The sequence below is a fragment of the Allomuricauda sp. TY007 genome (assembly GCF_010468565.1).
Lineage (GTDB): Bacteria > Bacteroidota > Bacteroidia > Flavobacteriales > Flavobacteriaceae > Flagellimonas.
The window spans coordinates 398,086-414,589 of the sequence record NZ_WUEG01000001.1; the positions used below are offsets into that span (position 1 = coordinate 398,086).

16 protein-coding genes are annotated in these 16,504 nt (G+C 41.3%); 10 read left to right on the forward strand and 6 right to left on the reverse strand.

The window, feature by feature from the left end:
• Positions 1 to 373 precede the first annotated feature (373 nt).
• From GO009_RS01805 to purN, 4 genes are all read right to left on the reverse strand, one after another.
• Positions 374 to 2,272, reverse strand: coding sequence for an amidophosphoribosyltransferase (locus GO009_RS01805; RefSeq protein WP_163624429.1), 1,899 nt, complete (start codon positions 2,270 to 2,272; stop codon positions 374 to 376).
• A gap of 44 nt (positions 2,273 to 2,316) precedes the next feature.
• Positions 2,317 to 3,243, reverse strand: coding sequence for a PfkB family carbohydrate kinase (locus tag GO009_RS01810; protein WP_163624430.1), 927 nt, complete (start codon positions 3,241 to 3,243; stop codon positions 2,317 to 2,319).
• A 624-nt stretch (positions 3,244 to 3,867) separates the two neighbouring features.
• On the reverse strand, positions 3,868 to 4,503 hold the full coding sequence (locus GO009_RS01815; RefSeq protein ID WP_163624431.1) for a viroplasmin family protein: 636 nt from the start codon (positions 4,501 to 4,503) through the stop codon (positions 3,868 to 3,870).
• Positions 4,504 to 5,067, reverse strand: a complete 564-nt coding sequence (gene purN, locus GO009_RS01820) for a phosphoribosylglycinamide formyltransferase (RefSeq protein WP_163624432.1) — start codon at positions 5,065 to 5,067, stop codon at positions 4,504 to 4,506.
• 162 nt (positions 5,068 to 5,229) lie between these two features.
• Between purN and GO009_RS01825 the strand changes: the two genes are divergently transcribed.
• From GO009_RS01825 to pyk, 5 genes are all read left to right on the forward strand, one after another.
• Positions 5,230 to 5,463, forward strand: a complete 234-nt coding sequence (locus tag GO009_RS01825; RefSeq protein WP_009778413.1) for an acyl carrier protein — start codon at positions 5,230 to 5,232, stop codon at positions 5,461 to 5,463.
• Positions 5,464 to 5,565: 102 nt separating this feature from the next.
• The gene (gene fabF / locus GO009_RS01830; protein ID WP_163624433.1) at positions 5,566 to 6,816 is read left to right on the forward strand and encodes a beta-ketoacyl-ACP synthase II; all 1,251 of its coding nucleotides are present in this window, start codon (positions 5,566 to 5,568) and stop codon (positions 6,814 to 6,816) included.
• 9 nt (positions 6,817 to 6,825) lie between these two features.
• Positions 6,826 to 7,563, forward strand: a complete 738-nt coding sequence (rnc, locus tag GO009_RS01835; RefSeq protein WP_163624434.1) for a ribonuclease III — start codon at positions 6,826 to 6,828, stop codon at positions 7,561 to 7,563.
• Positions 7,564 to 7,668: 105 nt separating this feature from the next.
• Positions 7,669 to 8,139, forward strand: coding sequence for an IPExxxVDY family protein (locus GO009_RS01840; protein WP_163624435.1), 471 nt, complete (start codon positions 7,669 to 7,671; stop codon positions 8,137 to 8,139).
• A 2-nt stretch (positions 8,140 to 8,141) separates the two neighbouring features.
• Positions 8,142 to 9,584, forward strand: a complete 1,443-nt coding sequence (pyk, locus tag GO009_RS01845) for a pyruvate kinase (RefSeq protein ID WP_163624436.1) — start codon at positions 8,142 to 8,144, stop codon at positions 9,582 to 9,584.
• A gap of 62 nt (positions 9,585 to 9,646) precedes the next feature.
• Here pyk and GO009_RS01850 read toward each other — a convergent pair whose 3' ends face one another.
• Complete coding sequence (locus GO009_RS01850; protein ID WP_163624437.1) at positions 9,647 to 10,225, reverse strand: TetR/AcrR family transcriptional regulator; 579 nt, start codon at positions 10,223 to 10,225, stop codon at positions 9,647 to 9,649.
• 226 nt (positions 10,226 to 10,451) lie between these two features.
• Here GO009_RS01850 and GO009_RS01855 point away from each other — a divergent pair, with 226 nt between their 5' ends.
• Positions 10,452 to 13,232 (forward strand): pitrilysin family protein, encoded by a 2,781-nt coding sequence (locus GO009_RS01855; RefSeq protein ID WP_163624438.1) that lies wholly within the window; start codon positions 10,452 to 10,454, stop codon positions 13,230 to 13,232.
• Between the two features lie 144 nt (positions 13,233 to 13,376).
• Here GO009_RS01855 and dinB read toward each other — a convergent pair whose 3' ends face one another.
• On the reverse strand, positions 13,377 to 14,477 hold the full coding sequence (dinB, locus tag GO009_RS01860) for a DNA polymerase IV (RefSeq protein WP_163624439.1): 1,101 nt from the start codon (positions 14,475 to 14,477) through the stop codon (positions 13,377 to 13,379).
• A gap of 27 nt (positions 14,478 to 14,504) precedes the next feature.
• On the opposite strand from dinB, the gene GO009_RS01865 reads away from it, so the two are divergent.
• From GO009_RS01865 to GO009_RS01880, 4 genes are read left to right on the forward strand one after another with little or no spacing between them, the layout of a single operon-like run.
• On the forward strand, positions 14,505 to 14,978 hold the full coding sequence (locus tag GO009_RS01865; RefSeq protein WP_163624440.1) for a CYTH domain-containing protein: 474 nt from the start codon (positions 14,505 to 14,507) through the stop codon (positions 14,976 to 14,978).
• Positions 14,972 to 15,670, forward strand: coding sequence for a lysoplasmalogenase (locus GO009_RS01870; protein ID WP_163624441.1), 699 nt, complete (start codon positions 14,972 to 14,974; stop codon positions 15,668 to 15,670). Before GO009_RS01865 ends, GO009_RS01870 begins: the two co-directional genes overlap by 7 nt.
• A gap of 53 nt (positions 15,671 to 15,723) precedes the next feature.
• Positions 15,724 to 16,059, forward strand: a complete 336-nt coding sequence (locus tag GO009_RS01875) for a type II toxin-antitoxin system RelE/ParE family toxin (RefSeq protein ID WP_163624442.1) — start codon at positions 15,724 to 15,726, stop codon at positions 16,057 to 16,059.
• A gap of 5 nt (positions 16,060 to 16,064) precedes the next feature.
• Positions 16,065 to 16,355, forward strand: a complete 291-nt coding sequence (locus GO009_RS01880) for a helix-turn-helix domain-containing protein (RefSeq protein ID WP_163624443.1) — start codon at positions 16,065 to 16,067, stop codon at positions 16,353 to 16,355.
• The last annotated feature ends 149 nt before the right edge of the window (positions 16,356 to 16,504 follow it).

Consider the following 16,504-nt stretch of genomic DNA (forward strand, 5'->3'; position numbering starts at 1 on the left):
CCGCAACACAAAGCATACGAACGTTGTGCTCATATACATTTTTGCTGCGCTTAACAAGTAATGGGGATTGTGTTGGGACTAAACTAATAACTTTTATCCAATCTGCATTGCACAAAAACCTTAAAAAACTGGGGTTTTTCCATAAATTCAAGTCAGAGAGGTTCTAAATCAGAAAAAATAGAGACGATTTGAGATGCAGAAAATAAAAAAGGTGGAAGTTATTCCACCTTTTTTGCCCCAAATCTTACCATGAACTTAACCTACTTATGCTATGGCAGACACTAAAGTAGGATTGCAGATTTGCCATTGTATAAAAACCCGCTGTTCTACTAGTTTCATCGATGAACTGCACTTTTGCCTTTTTCTCGATTACCTAATAAGCCCTTTCCTTCTTGCCCTCGAAAAAGTTGACAAAAGCCTTGTTGACCACCCTATTGCCTCCGGGAGTTGGATAATTGCCCGTAAAATACCAATCACCAAGATTTTTTGGGCAAGCGCTGTGCAGGCCTTCAATGGTCTGGTAAATAATCTCGACTTCTGCGTTGATGTCTTCGGGGCTTAAAATCTCACCTATTTTCTTGGAAATCTGCTTGGCAGAGAACGGAGCGTAGAACTCCTGTACATAGTTTACCGCATTTTTATTTGAGGGATTGGTCTGTGTGAGACATTTTTCATAAATCTCCTTTATTTTATGAGTGGTACCGTGTTCTTCATGTAAGGCCAATGCCGCTCTAAAAGCAACAAAATCTTCCAATCGGGCCATATCAATACCATAACAATCAGGATAACGTATTTGCGGAGCGGAGGACACGACCACTATTTTCTTTGGGGATAAGCGGTCCAAGATTTTGAGGATACTTCGCTTTAAGGTAGTTCCACGAACAATACTGTCATCTATAATAACCAAATTGTCCGTAGGTTTTACCGAACCATAAGAAATATCATAAACGTGTGTCACCAAATCGTCCCTGCTGCTATCTTGGGTAATAAAGGTTCTGAGCTTCGCATCTTTGATGGCCACTTTTTCTATTCGTGGTCTAATATTCAATATCTTGTGAAGTTCTTTTCCAGTCATTTTTGACCCTAGGGACAAAATTTGTTCCTCCTTTTTCTTGTTGAGGTAATTTTGGGCCTCTTTTACCATTCCAAAGAAAGATGTTTCCGCGGTGTTGGGAATGTAAGAGAAAACCGTGTTCTCCAAATCGTTGTCGATGGACTTCAATATCTCGGGAAATACCAGTTTTCCCAATTTTTTTCTTTCTTGATAGATTTCCTTATCGCTACCACGGGAGAAATAGATGCGCTCAAAAGAACAGGCCTTGCGTTCGGTGGGCTCCAAAATTTGTTTGAGTGCCATGGAACCGTCTTTCTTGATGATAACCGCATGTCCTGGATCCAGTTCTTTTACATCATCAAAATTAACGTTGAACACCGTTTGTATTACCGGACGTTCCGATGCCACGACCACAACTTCATCATCTTGGTAGTAATAAGCTGGGCGTATTCCCGCAGGGTCTCTCATAACAAAGGCATCACCATGGCCTATAAGTCCGCTCATGGCATAGCCACCATCCCAGTTTTTTGATGCTTTCCTCAAAATCTTGCCTACGTTCAAACGTTCCGCAATTAGCGCAGATGCTTCTCTTTTGGTATATCCTTCTTTCTTGATCTGTTTGTAGAGCTTGGCTACGGCATCATCCAAAAAGTGACCGATTTTTTCCATTACGGTAACGGTGTCGGCCTTTTCCTTGGGGTGCTGTCCCAGCTCCACCAAGTTTCCAAAGAGTTCATCAACATTCGTCATGTTAAAGTTTCCGGCAACAATAAGGTTGCGGTGCATCCAGTTGTTCTGCCTTAAAAACGGGTGTACACTCTCAATACTGTTTTTTCCGAAGGTGCCGTAGCGAACGTGCCCCATCAAAAGTTCCCCGATGTAGGGAATGTTCTTTTTTTGCCAGGCCACATCGTCTTCGCGATCAGGATGCTCTGTCAACGCGGTATTGATACGGTTGTTGATCTGGGCAAAAATATCCTGAATGGGCTGCTGTTGTGCCGATCGTACACGGCTCATGTACCTTTCCCCGGGCTCCATATCCATTTTAATGCTGGCAAAACCGGCACCATCTTGTCCGCGGTTGTGCTGTTTCTCCATCATTAGGTACATTTTGTTTACACCATAAAAAGCGGTACCGTACTTTTCTTTGTAGTACTCCAGAGGTTTAAGCAAACGGATCAACGATATTCCGCATTCGTGCTTAATGGGATCACTCATAACAAACCAAATAAAAAAGCCCCGAAAATTTTCAGGGCAAACATTTATGTTAATTCAATATTGAACTGTGTCAATTCTTTAAACTGTGCCAAGCGGGCGTCTACCTCGCTCTTTTTTAGATCCACCATGCGTTCCGTGCCAAATTTTTCCACGCAGAACGAGGCTAAATTGGACCCATGGATAATGGCATTCTTCATACTTTCAAAAGAAATGTTTTCTGCCTCGGTCAAATATCCTGCAAAACCACCGGCAAAGGTGTCTCCTGCTCCAGTGGGGTCAAAAACCTCTTCCAAAGGAAGGGCCGGTGCAAAGAAAATATTATCCTTATGAAACAAAAGCGCCCCGTGCTCCCCTTTTTTGATCACCACATATTTGGGACCCATTTCCTGAATCTTCGCGGCGGCTTTGACCAAGGAATATTCGTTGGTCATCTGACGAGCCTCTTCATCATTTATGGTAATGACATCGATTTTTGAAATCACCGTCATCAACTCACCCCAAGTATTGTCCATCCAAAAGTTCATGGTATCCAAAACTATGAGCTTTGGTCGTTTTTCCATCTGATTAATTACACTCAGTTGGATATTAGGGTGAAGATTGCCGAGCATTACAATGTCGGCATCGGTATAATCATTGGGAACAACGGGGTTAAAGTCCGCCAAGGTATTCAATTCGGTGGCTAAAGTATCCCTGGAGTTGAGGTCGTTGTGGTACTTTCCTTCCCAAAAGAAGGTTTTTCCACCTTTTACTACTTCAACACCCGAAAGGTCTATGTCCTTGTTTTTTAAAATGTCCATGTAAGATTGTGGAAAATCATCTCCTACCACAGATACGATTGCAGCATCTATTTTAAACTGCGAAGCTGCCAAACCGATAAAGGTACCGGCGCCCCCTAAAATTCTTCCTGTTTTCCCGAACGGTGTTTCAATGGCATCAAAAGCCATGGTTCCCACGATCAGTAATTTGCCCATTCCCTAATTTTTGCTGCAAATATACGCTTTGATATTCCATTTGGAATCATTGATAAAGGATTTAAGAAAAAGAGAGGAGCAAATACAAGTTCAAGCTCAAGTATCAAGTTCAAGAGCAAACCTATTCGTGATGATTCGTGAAATTAGTGTCAAAAGGGAAGATAGAACAGAAAGACAAGAACCAAGACTCAAGTTCGGAGTTATTGGGTTACTGTGTACTGTTACTGCCAACCGACTTCCGTCATCAAACACCAAATGCCAACAATCAAGTTCCAAATTCCAATAATTCAATAACTGAGTAACTCCCGACTTCGGACCCAAATACAAGTTCAAGTTCAAACATCAAGTTCAAGAGCAAACCTATTCGTGATGATTCGTGAAATTAGTGTCAAAAGGGAAGATAGAACAGAAAGACAAGAACCAAGACCCAAGTTCGGAGTTATTGGGTTACTGCGTACTGTTACTGCCAACCAACTTCCGACTTCGGACCCAAATACAAGTTAAAGCATCAAGTTCAAGCTCAAGTATCAAGTTCAAATTCAACTAGCGGGCATCTGACTCCTGACACTGGACTTCCGACTTCAACAAAACTCAAGTTTCACATCCCATATCTCATTTTTAAAGCTACTTTCTTCCAAAATCGGCCGGAATTTCGCCCCAGGCCTTGGTTTCCCACTTTACGATTGGTGTATTGAATCGGTTCTTTTTAAGCCATTCCTCGGCACGCTCGATTAATTCAAAGAGCTGGGTGTTTTTGACGGTTTTGTTCAATTTGGTGCCGCACTTTTTCTTTCTCACCCATCCTATTGCTATTCTGGAATCGGAATAAAGGATACGGTCGCTTTTTTGTTGTTTTAAAAAGGCAAGACCATGCACCAAAGCCAAAAACTCCCCTACGTTGCTCGTTCCCTGCTCAAAAGGACCTTGATGAAAAAGAACCCGTTTACTTTTGGTGTCCACACCGCGATATTCCATTTTTCCCGGGTTGCCGCTCGATGCTGCATCCACGGCAATGGAATTGTAATTGGGGTCTCCGATTTTTAGCAGTTCCTCGGGGCTAAGTTCATTTTTACCCTTGGATTTACCTTTATATTCCAAATAGTTGCTGTTAAAGGCTTTTTTGGCCTCGGCAAAGGTGGCGAACGATTTGTATTGTGCTCCCTTTACGCCATCAATTTGGGCCTTGCAATCTGCCCAAGACTCAAAAATACCGGGATGCTTGCCTTTCCAGACTACATAAAACTTCTTCTTCTTGGCCATTTAGGATAAAACTTTTTCGATCACTTTAGGAAAATGCTCGTATTCCAATTGGTGTACTTTTTGGGCAATAGCTTCTGCATTATCCGAAGGTTTCACAGTGGTTTTAGTTTGAAAGATGATGGCGCCCTCATCATAATTTTCGTTTACATAATGTATGGTAATGCCCGTTTCGGTCTCTTTGTTTTCTTTTATGGCCTGATGAACCCTGCTCCCATACATGCCCTTTCCACCATATTTGGGCAACAAGGCAGGGTGAATGTTAATAATTTTATTGGGGAAGGCGTTAATAAGGTTTGATGGAATCTTCCAAAGAAAACCGGCAAGCACAATTAAATCTGCATTAAGTCCTTGTAAAATATTCACGACTGCATCAGAATCTTTAAAAGCGGGTTTATTAAAATAAAAAGCGGGCACCCCAAGACGGTCACAACGTTCAAGAACCTTGGCCGAGCTTTTGTTGGTGAGCACCGCAGCTACGGTCGCTTCTGGTTTTTCACGAAAAAAGGAAATAATATTTTCTGCATTCGACCCGCTGCCCGATGCAAAGATTACAATTCGTTTCATTCGTTAGGAATTGATATGATTTTGGACTAAATTACGTCGGCTAAAGTAAGGTACAGCAATTTAAGATGTTTAATTTGGAGCACATTTTATCGACAAATGGTGTATTTAATCCAAAGTTTTATATTTTTGCCAACGATTTAAATTTTTAAAACCACAATAATTATGTCAGACATTGCATCAAGAGTAAAGGCTATCATCGTTGATAAACTAGGTGTAGATGAAAATGAAGTAGTTGCAGAAGCTAGCTTTACCAACGACTTAGGAGCGGATTCCTTGGACACTGTTGAACTTATCATGGAGTTTGAGAAAGAATTTGATATTCAAATACCAGATGACCAAGCAGAGAACATTGCCACTGTTGGTCAGGCCATTAGCTACATCGAAGAAGCTAAGTAATTATATGATATATCGCTGAAGATTTTAAATTATCCATGTGGTGGTTATCACATGGATAATTTTTTTTATAATTTAGGTCTAAAGGGTAAAAAAAATAGTTCAATGCAGTTAAAGCGAGTTGTGGTTACCGGAATGGGTGCGTTAACGCCCATAGGTAACAATTTGGAAGCTTATTGGGAAGGACTACGGACCGGTAAGAGCGGTTCTGCCCCCATTACTTATTTCGATACCGAAAAATTTAAAACAAAGTTTGCTTGCGAGCTTAAAGGGTATGATCCTTCAGATTATTTTGATCGGAAGGAAGCCAGGAAACTGGATAGGTTTGCCCAATATGCCTTGGTGTCCTCAGATGAGGCCATAGCAGATTCTGGAATCGACTTGAACGTTGTGGACAAGTTTAGGGTAGGCGTTGTATGGGGTGCGGGAATAGGCGGATTGGAAACTTTCCAAAATGAGGTGATTAATTTCGCCGAGGGCGATGGCACACCACGTTTCAATCCATTCTTTATCCCAAAAATGATTGCCGATATAGCACCCGGAAATATTTCCATCAAACATGGATTCATGGGACCCAACTATACCACGGTATCAGCATGTGCATCCTCGGCCAACGCCATGATTGATGCCCTCAACTATATTCGTTTGGGCCACTGTGATGTTATTGTGACTGGAGGTAGTGAAGCTGCCGTTACCCTTGCAGGAATGGGCGGATTCAATGCCATGCACGCGTTATCTACCAGAAATGAAAGTCCAGAAACCGCTTCCAGGCCATTCGACGCTACGCGCGACGGATTTGTATTGGGAGAAGGCGGAGGAGCGCTTATACTGGAAGAGTATGAGCACGCCAAAGCCCGAGGAGCTAAAATATATGCAGAAGTATTGGGTGGAGGATTGTCAAGTGACGCTTACCACATGACCGCTCCACATCCAGAGGGTATAGGAGTGGTAAAAGTTATGGAGAACTGTTTGATGAATGCAGGAATGAAGCCAGAGGATGTAGATGCCATCAACACGCACGGAACTTCTACACCCCTTGGGGATGTAGCCGAATTAAAAGCTATTTCCAAAGTATTTGGGGATCATGCCAAAGAGATCAACATTAACTCCACCAAGTCCATGACCGGACACTTGTTGGGTGCTGCCGGAGCTATTGAGGCTATCGCATCAATATTGGCCATGGAGCACAATTTGGTGCCACCGACCATTAATCATAGTGTTGTGGACGAGCAAATAGACCCGTCCCTTAACCTGACCTTGAACAAGGCCCAGGAACGTGAAGTAAAAGTTGCCATGAGCAATACATTTGGCTTTGGTGGACACAACGCTTGCGTACTATTCAAAAAAATAGGGTAGTTTTGTAACATGAAACTTACTTCCAAAATATTCAATTCCCATCCAAACGCGGATGGGGATTTTTTTTTGGGAATCAAAAGAATCCTTGGATTTAAGCCCAAGAACATAGAGATCTACAAGACTGCTTTCCTTCATCGTTCCATGAACCAAAAGGACGACAAGGGAAATCCCGTCAACTACGAACGGTTGGAGTTTTTGGGAGACTCCATGTTGGGCACCATTATTTCAAAGCACTTGTATAACGAAGTACCCGAAGGAGACGAGGGGTACCTTACCAAAATGCGGTCTAAAGTAGTAAGTAGAAAACATCTAAACGAATTGGGCAAGGACCTTGGCCTATTAAAGTATGTTGAAAGCAGGATTCCCAAGGCCCATTTTGGCGATAATATCCATGGTAATGTTTTTGAGGCGCTCGTGGGAGCCATATATTTGGACAGAGGGTACACTTACTGCGAAAAATTTATCACTGAAAGGGTGATAGAGCCTTATGTAGATATTGAGCAGCTCGAAGGCAAGGTAATCAGTTACAAAAGTTTGGTAATTGAATGGTGTCAAAAAGAAAAGAAGCCCTTTAATTACAATGTGTACGAGGATACAGGTAACGATGAGCTCAAACACTTTGCCGTAAAACTCACCATTGGCGATAGAATGTTGGCAAAAGCTAGGGCCACATCCAAGAAAAAGGCAGAGGAAAAAGCATCCAAACGGGCCTATTTTGCATTGCAGAGCAAGATAGAAAACCAGTAACTTTAAATAATGGTAAACTCAAACGTTTTCGTTTGTTTTAGAAGTGTATTGTTTTGCATTAACTAGGCATTCAATTGGATTAAGCCTATATTTACCGTTCGTGTTATGGGCATGTTAACAACGCATAAGATATCGGCTGACCTCTACGATGATGGTTTTTCTCTTATCGCCATACACAGTAACCTGGAAGATTATGCCATTACCTATGCCATAAATTCCACCTGTGGACTGTACTTAAAACGCATGGAAAAAGACCTGCATCTTGACGATCATATGTCTTTCTCCGTATTCGATTGGGACGATGAGATAAACGATGAATATTGGACGCTGATTTCGAATAAATGCGAAGTAGAGGAGGAGATTCCTTCGATGGGACTGTTTGAGAACAATATCTCAAAGAGAATCGATTACTTGGTGAGAGAACGTAAGGAAGTGGATTATTTTTTGAAGGTGGATGCAGCAGATGAAACGATGTTTTCCCAAAAAATAAAATCCATAAACCAGATAGCCAAGGTGATTACCGCATATCCATTGGACACAACAAACTTAAAATCAAAAAGAAATTTAATCTTTTAAAAATGCCAACTAGAAAGAAGACTAAAATTGTAGCAACCTTGGGGCCAGCTACCAGTAAAAAGGAAGTTCTTAAGGAAATGATCCTGGCAGGTGTAGATGTATTTAGAATTAATTTTTCCCACGCTGCTTACGAAGATGTTGCCGAACGAATTAAAATGATAAGGGAACTTAATGAGGAATTGGAAATTAACACCGCTATACTTGCCGACCTTCAAGGGCCCAAACTAAGAGTGGGGGTAATGGGCGGAGAAGTAATTGTTTCCCCCGGTGATGAAGTAACTTTTGCCACAGGAGAGCCTTTTGAAGGAACCGCTGAAAGGGTCTACATGAACTACAAAAGCTTTCCAAAGGATGTAAAAGCGGGGGAGCGTATTCTATTGGACGATGGCAAACTTATTTTTGAAGTAAAGTCCACCAATGGAGAGGATGAAGTCGTAGCAACAGTAATACAAGGGGGACCATTAAAATCCAAGAAAGGAGTAAACCTGCCCAATACAGATATTTCTTTGCCAGCCCTAACAAAGAAAGACATTAAAGATGCCATTTTTGCAATAAGCCAAGATGTGGACTGGATGGCTTTGTCCTTTGTGAGACACGCTCAAGACATATATGACCTACATAACTTGATCAAGGAACACACCGAACACAAAATCCCGGTTATTTCTAAAATAGAAAAACCTGAAGCCCTTGAAAATATAGAGGAGATTGTGAAGGCCTCCGATGGACTTATGGTCGCACGTGGGGATTTAGGTGTAGAAATTCCGGCACAGGAAGTTCCATTGATTCAGAAACAATTGGTACTAAGTGCCAAAAAAGGCAGAATACCGGTAATAATTGCCACCCAGATGATGGAAACCATGATTACCAGTTTAACACCAACTCGTGCGGAAGTGAACGATGTGGCCAACTCCGTAATGGATGGTGCCGATGCCGTAATGCTTTCCGGTGAAACATCGGTAGGGAACTATCCAGTTCAGGTTATTGAGAAAATGGCAAGCATTGTTACCAGTGTGGAAGGCTCCAGCTTGATCAAGGTGCCTCAGAATCCACCACACATTCGTACTAAAAGATACATTACAAAATCTGTTTGCTATCATGCAGCACTGATGGCCAACGAAATTTCGGCCAAGGCCATTTCCACATTGACCAATAGTGGCTATACTGCTTTTCAGATTTCGGCTTGGAGGCCTGCTGCGCACATTCTTGTTTTTACATCCAACAAAAGGATTTTGACACAGTTGAACCTACTTTGGGGGGTAAAAGCATTTTATTACGACAAATTTGTGTCTACTGATCAGACCATTGAGGATGTAAACCAAATAGCCTGTAAAAAAGGATTTTTGAACGTTGGGGACATGCTAGTGAGCCTAGCGGCAATGCCGATCAAAGAAAAAGGAATGGTAAACACCTTGCGTGTGACCGAGATTGAAAACTGTAACTTCTAAACAGTACCAATCAACAATCTTAAGGGTGCGCAGTGGAAACATTGCGCACTTTTTTTGATACATTATTTTAAATCCATGTCTGTAAGAAGCAAGGGAGCAATGCTCTTGGCCATAAAAATGGGCCAGTCGTTTTTGAACAGGTGACTCTCGGTAACGGCACTTTCGTACAAAAGATAAAGACCGCTCGATATTTTTTCAGTTTCCGCTTTGGACAGATTGGCAATGTTTTCTCCTACAACTTCTCCTAAATACAGTAGCAACTCCTTTTTTTGTTGCTGGATGACGTTCAGAATCTTGGTTTGGTTGGGAGAAAGCTCCCCAAGCGTTTTAAGGCCCCAACACCCCTGAAAATTTTCTTCAAGGTACATATCCCTCAAAAGGTCAAAAATGGCCAGCAGTTGGTTTTTACTTTCTGTTCGTTGGTTCACATAGTCTTTTAAACTATTCATAAAAGCACCATGTCGCTGGTTAAGGTAAGCAACACAAATATCCTCCTTGGATTTAAAATGGCTGTACAGTGTGGCTTTGGCAATATCACATTTTGATATGATCTCGTTAATGCCTGTTGAATTGTATCCTTGGTAATAAAAAAGATTGCCCGCCGTGGTAATAATATGTTGGTGCAAATCGCTTCGCTGCATAGAAAAGATGTAATGGTTGTTATAACGGGGGATGATTTTACAAATTAATAAAGAAATTATGTAACCTATAGTTCCACCATAAAATATTATTTGGATTTAAGTTAGCAATCTTAGCTTTATTAAAACCCTAAGCAAATGCTAACTGTTTAATATGGTGCTGATTGTAAACATTTTCCTATATTGTATATCAAATTTTATCAATCAAATAATTAAAACACTACCTAAAATGAAAAAGTTACTTCTGGCCTTTATTGTTGGCCTACTCTTCGCTCCCATGAACTATGGGCAGAGTTTTCAGTTCAAAGCAGATGACATTGACATCGATTACAAAAAGTACACCTTAAAAAACGGCCTTACACTTTTGGTTTACGAAGACCATAAAGCCCCTATCGCTGCCGTAAATGTGTGGTATCATGTAGGGTCTAAAAATGAAAAGCCCGGGAAAAGTGGTTTTGCCCACTTATTTGAGCATTTAATGTTCAATGGAAGTGAAAACTACAACACCGATTATTTTCAAGCTTTAGAAAGTATCGGAGGAACTGACCTTAATGGAACAACCAACACCGATCGCACCAATTATTTTCAGAACGTACCTGTTTCCGCCTTGGATCAAGTACTGTTTTTGGAATCTGACCGGATGGGGCACTTGTTGGGAGCCATTGATCAGGAAAAACTGGATGAGCAACGAGGCGTTGTTCAAAATGAAAAAAGACAAGGGGAAAATCAGCCCTACGGCATGCAGTGGGATTATTTAACCAAGGCCATGTACCCTAAAGGACATCCGTATTCCTGGACGGTTATTGGTGAAATGGAAGATTTGAACGCTGCCTCATTGGAAGACGTACAGGAGTGGTTCAAATCCTATTACGGTGCTGCCAATGCGGTAGTTGCCGTGGCGGGGGATATTGATGCGGAAGAAGTCCATCAAAAAGTAATCAAATATTTTGGAGACATTCCTTCCGGGCCTACCATGGAACGCCAAGAGGTCAATATTCCAAACAAAATCTATGATTCCCGTCAGGAATATGAAGACCGTGTTCCTGAAACCAGGGTACTCTTTGCTTGGAATACACCTCCGTTCGGATTTAAGGAAGACCTTCACTTTGATTTGATTTCCGCCATTCTTACCAGTGGAAAAAACTCAAGGTTATACCAAAAATTCATTTACCAAGACCAATCGGCAAGTGCCGCCGTTTCTTTCCAAGCATCGAGTGAAATCGCGAGCCGATTTATTACCTATTTAAATGTAAAGGAAGGAGAAAATCCTGAAAAACTGGAAAAGGAACTTGAGGCCGAAATTGAAAAGTTTATTAAAGAGGGCCCAACAGAAGAAGAACTCAAAAGGGTAAAGGCGAGTTACTTTGCCAATTTCATCAAAGGTTTGGAACGTATAGGAGGCTTCGGTGGAGTTTCGGATATCCTGGCATCCAATCAAACCTACCATGGCGATGCATCCTATTATAAAACCAAGTTGAAATATGTGGAAGAAGCGACCATCGAAGATTTAAAAAAGACTGCCACCAAATGGCTTACCAAAGGAAAACACATTTTGGTGTGCAAACCATTTCCAGAATATGATGTTGTAGCGTCTTCAGTGGACAGAAGCAAATTACCAGAACTGGGAGCGCCAAAAAGCTCAAAATTTCCAGAACTGCAACGCACCCAATTATCCAACGGGCTCAATGTGGTTTTGGCCCAGCGCGAAGGAGTACCGACTATAGTGATAAACTTAGTGGCCGATGCAGGTTACAAGACCGATCACTTATCGAGCCCTGGAACGGCCAAGTTGGCCATGAATTTGATGGATGAGGGAACCAAAGACAAAGATGCCTTGGAAATCAACGAACAACTTCAGTTGCTCGGAGCATCTTTGAGCACGTTTTCCAGCCAAGATGAATCAAACGTATACATGAGCACATTAAAACCGAGTTTTGATGCCAGTCTAGATCTATTTATGGATGTTGTGCTCAACCCCGTTTTCCCGCAAAAAGAATTTGAACGGCTTCAAAAAGAGCAGATCAATGATATAAAACAAGAAAAATCACAACCCATTTCCATGGCCTTACGGGTAATGAACAAATACCTTTATGGAGAAAATCATCCGTACAGCAGCCCATATACCGGAACGGGATACGAGGATACGGTTTCCAAATTGACCAGGGAAGATGTTGTTGCGTTCTACAATACTTGGTTTAAACCCAACAATTCTACCTTAATTGTTACCGGAGATGTGGAGATGAACGAGTTGAAGTCCAAATTGGAAAAAACGCTGGGCAAATGGAAAAAGGGAGATGTACCCAACATTGTTTTTAACGAACCAAAGACCAATACAAAAAACACCCTGTACTTGATGAACAGACCAGAGTCGCAACAATCCGTGATCCTTGCAGGGCATTTAACCGAAAAGTACGGGGATGTTTCCGAGATAGCCTTGGAGCAAATGGTGAATATTCTTGGAGGTGATTTTACTTCCCGGATCAATATGAATTTAAGGGAAGACAAACACTGGTCTTACGGAGCAGGAGGTTTTGTGATTGGGTCCAAGGAAGAACGCCCATTTATCGTGTATGCTCCGGTTCAAACGGATAAAACTGCGGAATCCGTAACCGAGATAAGAAAGGAAATATCCGAATTTACCTCTTCACGGCCCGCAACCAAAGAAGAGCTTGAAAAGGTAAAAACCAATCAAGTGTTGAAACTCCCAGGACAATGGGAAACCAACAGCTCGGTCAACAGTTCGGTCAGGAATTTGGTCCGATATGATTTACCGGACGACTATTACCAGAAGTATGATCAAAATGTGAGAAATCTATCTGTGGACGATATCAGAAAAGTGAGCAATGAAGTTGTACAACCAGAAAAGGTAAATTGGTTTATGGTAGGCGATAGGGCCGAAATTATAGACAAATTGGATGCACTCGGTTTTGATAATATCATAGAAATTGATGCTGATGGCAACCCCAAAAAACCTGCGGTAGAACCCGTGGAAACGGATATTAAAAATTAAACTGTGGAGGAGGCTGTCTGAAATATTTTTAAGTTGTCTTCCGAACTCGTTTCGGAATCCTATCAAGTAGATGAATAACGGATATGAAAACCTAAAACAAGTTCAGCTTGACAAAGAAATCTTTTTTAGACAGCTTCTTCTTTTTTAAAGATCAAATTTGAGCTGAACAAGTACCGACTCCTTTTTCTCGCTCTCTTTTTTCTTTTCGGTGTTGAGGTTGGCCAAGGAAATGCCCAACAAGCGCACGGAATTTTCTAAAGGTGATTGGTACAACAGCTCTTTGGCTGTTTCCAAAATAAGGTCTTTGCTTGCAATAAAATAGGGCAGTGTTTTGCTACGGGTCTGTAAGGTAAAATCGCTATACTTAATTTTTAGGGTGATAGTTTTGCCCGCTATTTTCGATTTTTGGAGCCTTCTTTCCAGCTCACTGGCAATATTTTCCAATTTTTCCAGCATAAAGATTTCACTGCTCAGATTTTCAAAAAAAGTGCGCTCAGCTCCAACCGATTTTGGAATCCGATGGGGCTTTACACTGCTCAAATGTATTCCCCGTACCACATTGTAGTAGTAGCTACCGCTTTTTCCAAAATGCTTTTCTAAAAACCCCACAGGCTTTTGCTTTAGGTCCAGTCCGGTAAAGATGCCCAAGCGATACATTTTTTCGGCGGTTACTTTACCTACACCATAAAACTTTCGGATATCGAGGTTTTCCAAGAACCCAATGACCTCCTCAGGGTTTACCGTTTTCTGCCCATTGGGCTTGTTGTAATCGCTGGCAACCTTGGCTATAAACTTGTTTATAGAGATTCCCGCCGAAGCCGTTAATCCTGTTTTGTCAAAGATTTTGTTGCGTATTTCTTGTGCGATAAGGGTGGCCGATGGATTTCCTTTTTTATTCTCGGTGACGTCCAAATAAGCCTCGTCCAAGGAAAGAGGTTCAACCAAATCCGTATATTCAAAAAAGATGCTCCTAATTTGCTTGGAAACCTCTTTGTAGCGATCAAAACGGGGTTTTACAAAAATAAGTTCAGGGCAATTTCTTCGGGCAATGGCCCCCGCCATGGCACTTCGCACCCCAAACTTTCTGGCTTCATAGCTCGCAGCCGATACCACACCGCGTTTGGAACCTCCACCAACGGCAATGGGTTTCCCTTTTAGTTCCGGGTTATCGTGCTGTTCTACAGATGCATAAAAGGCATCCATGTCCACATGAATAATTTTTCTTAATGGAAAATCGAAGTCCATTTTCAAATTTAGGGTATATTTAGTTTGATGGAACATTTGGAAATAGAACGAAAGTTTTTAGTTAAATCTGATGGGTTTAAGCAGAAAGCTACATCTCAGACCCGAATAGTGCAGGGATTCTTGAATACAGACCCTGATCGGACAGTAAGGGTGAGGATTAGGGGAGACAAGGGGTTTTTGACCGTAAAAGGGGCCAGCAACGAATCGGGAACCACAAGATTTGAATGGGAAACGGAAATTACCGCTGCGGAAGCGACCAACCTCATTGATTTGTGCGAAGCAGGCATTTTGGAAAAAACACGTTTTGAGGTGCCCTTTGGAAACCATTTGTATGAAGTAGATGAGTTTTTGAGCGAAAACAAAGGCCTCATTTTGGCAGAAGTAGAACTGAACCATGAAGACGAACGTTTTGAAAAGCCTGAATGGTTGGGCGAGGAAGTAACCGGTCAAATCCAATACTACAATTCCCAGTTAAGTAAAAAACCATTTAGAGAATGGTAGCCGAATCCCGAAAAGCAGCAATAACAATCAATATATTGATTGTAATTAGTGCCGTTTTGGCCATTTACTTTGGTCTTTATGACCATAAGCAACTTTTTGTGCTATTCAAGCCGTTGACCACGATTTTGGTGATTGTTTTACTATTCTTTACTCCAAAAAAGAGTTGCGTACGATTGGGTAGAATGGTAACTATCGCCTTGGCTTTCTGTTTGCTAGGGGATGTATTGTTGCTTTTTGAAGACTATTTCTTGTTGGGCCTAGTTGCATTTTTATTGGCCCATATCTTATTCTCTGTGGCATTTATCCAGTATAAGGGATTTTACAAAAATTGGATTCCCTTTTTGATACTCTTTGGCATAGGCGGGGTATTGTTCTTCTGGTTAAGGCCAGGTTTGGGAGATTTGCTACTGCCCGTTTCCATTTATGTGGTGATAATCACGTTTATGGCATTGCAAGGGGTGGGTTTGTACCTGCGTGAAAGGAACAATGCGCATGCATGCATGGCTATGGGCGTATTGTTGTTTATGTTTTCGGACACTCTATTGGCTATTGCCAAGTTCAAGACACCGTTTTACCTATCGGGGCCGTTGATTTTGGCCACATATTGGTTAAGCATCAGTTTGATTGCGAACGCTACTCGCCAAATAGTTTTAAAATCAGCTGTTGGCGCATATACGAGAAAACCGAACTAAAAATTTTAAATTTTTTTATCACTAAAGGTAAACTAATTAGTTAACTTTGTCTTGTGGTAAGAAGAGTAATCGTATACAAAAGATATTTTGTTGACTTTTATAAAGCTCAAGAGGATAAAGTCCAAGAGAAAATTGAATATGTATTGGATTTGGTTCGATTTGAGAGGCAAGTACCTAAAAAATTCTTCAAAGCACTTGAAAACACAAACGGAATTTATGAGGTGCGTGTGATTACGACCTACAAAAGCATACGGATTCTATGCTTTTTTGATGATGGAAATTTGGTTGTGCTTGCAAACTGTTTTGTAAAGAAAACCCAAAAGACACCAAGAAAAGAAATCAAACTTGCTGAGAAATTAAAAAAGGAATATTTAAAAAATAAAAAATAGCTGATATGAAAAATTTAACGGACTTTGAGGACGTCCTTATCGAAAAATATGGCAAGAAAGGAACTGAAAGACGTGATAAATATGATGCGGAATCCCTTGCCTTCAGACTTGGTGTTATGTTAAAAGAAGCTCGAAAAGAGGCAAATTTGACACAAAAAGAACTTGCTGAAAGAACAGGGACAAAAAAAAGCTATATCTCTCGAATTGAACGAGGATTAAGCGATATTCAAATTTCGACCTATTACAAGCTGATAGAGATTGGGCTCGGAAAACATCTGAATATACAAATAAGGTAACGAAAGGGTCTGTAAATTAAACTCTGTCCGTTGTTTCAATTCCTTTGGGGCTAGCCCCAAAGGAATTGGTGTTTAATATCAGGGGTATCCGTTCCCCAAATTTAATGTAAAGTTGTTGAACGGTCAGGCTCCAATTGTGCAAAGGGCTG

Excerpts from the sequence above, each read along its gene's own strand:
- GO009_RS01805 (WP_163624429.1), bottom strand. The coding sequence starts at position 2,272 with ATGAGTGATCCCATTAAGCACGAATGCGGAATATCGTTGATCCGTTTG.
- GO009_RS01810 (WP_163624430.1), bottom strand. The coding sequence starts at position 3,243 with ATGGGCAAATTACTGATCGTGGGAACCATGGCTTTTGATGCCATTGAA.
- GO009_RS01815 (WP_163624431.1), bottom strand. The coding sequence starts at position 4,503 with ATGGCCAAGAAGAAGAAGTTTTATGTAGTCTGGAAAGGCAAGCATCCC.
- purN (WP_163624432.1), bottom strand. The coding sequence starts at position 5,067 with ATGAAACGAATTGTAATCTTTGCATCGGGCAGCGGGTCGAATGCAGAA.
- GO009_RS01825 (WP_009778413.1), top strand. The coding sequence starts at position 5,230 with ATGTCAGACATTGCATCAAGAGTAAAGGCTATCATCGTTGATAAACTA.
- fabF (WP_163624433.1), top strand. The coding sequence starts at position 5,566 with ATGCAGTTAAAGCGAGTTGTGGTTACCGGAATGGGTGCGTTAACGCCC.
- rnc (WP_163624434.1), top strand. The coding sequence starts at position 6,826 with ATGAAACTTACTTCCAAAATATTCAATTCCCATCCAAACGCGGATGGG.
- GO009_RS01840 (WP_163624435.1), top strand. The coding sequence starts at position 7,669 with ATGGGCATGTTAACAACGCATAAGATATCGGCTGACCTCTACGATGAT.
- pyk (WP_163624436.1), top strand. The coding sequence starts at position 8,142 with ATGCCAACTAGAAAGAAGACTAAAATTGTAGCAACCTTGGGGCCAGCT.
- GO009_RS01850 (WP_163624437.1), bottom strand. The coding sequence starts at position 10,225 with ATGCAGCGAAGCGATTTGCACCAACATATTATTACCACGGCGGGCAAT.
- GO009_RS01855 (WP_163624438.1), top strand. The coding sequence starts at position 10,452 with ATGAAAAAGTTACTTCTGGCCTTTATTGTTGGCCTACTCTTCGCTCCC.
- dinB (WP_163624439.1), bottom strand. The coding sequence starts at position 14,477 with ATGGACTTCGATTTTCCATTAAGAAAAATTATTCATGTGGACATGGAT.
- GO009_RS01865 (WP_163624440.1), top strand. The coding sequence starts at position 14,505 with ATGGAACATTTGGAAATAGAACGAAAGTTTTTAGTTAAATCTGATGGG.
- GO009_RS01870 (WP_163624441.1), top strand. The coding sequence starts at position 14,972 with ATGGTAGCCGAATCCCGAAAAGCAGCAATAACAATCAATATATTGATT.
- GO009_RS01880 (WP_163624443.1), top strand. The coding sequence starts at position 16,065 with ATGAAAAATTTAACGGACTTTGAGGACGTCCTTATCGAAAAATATGGC.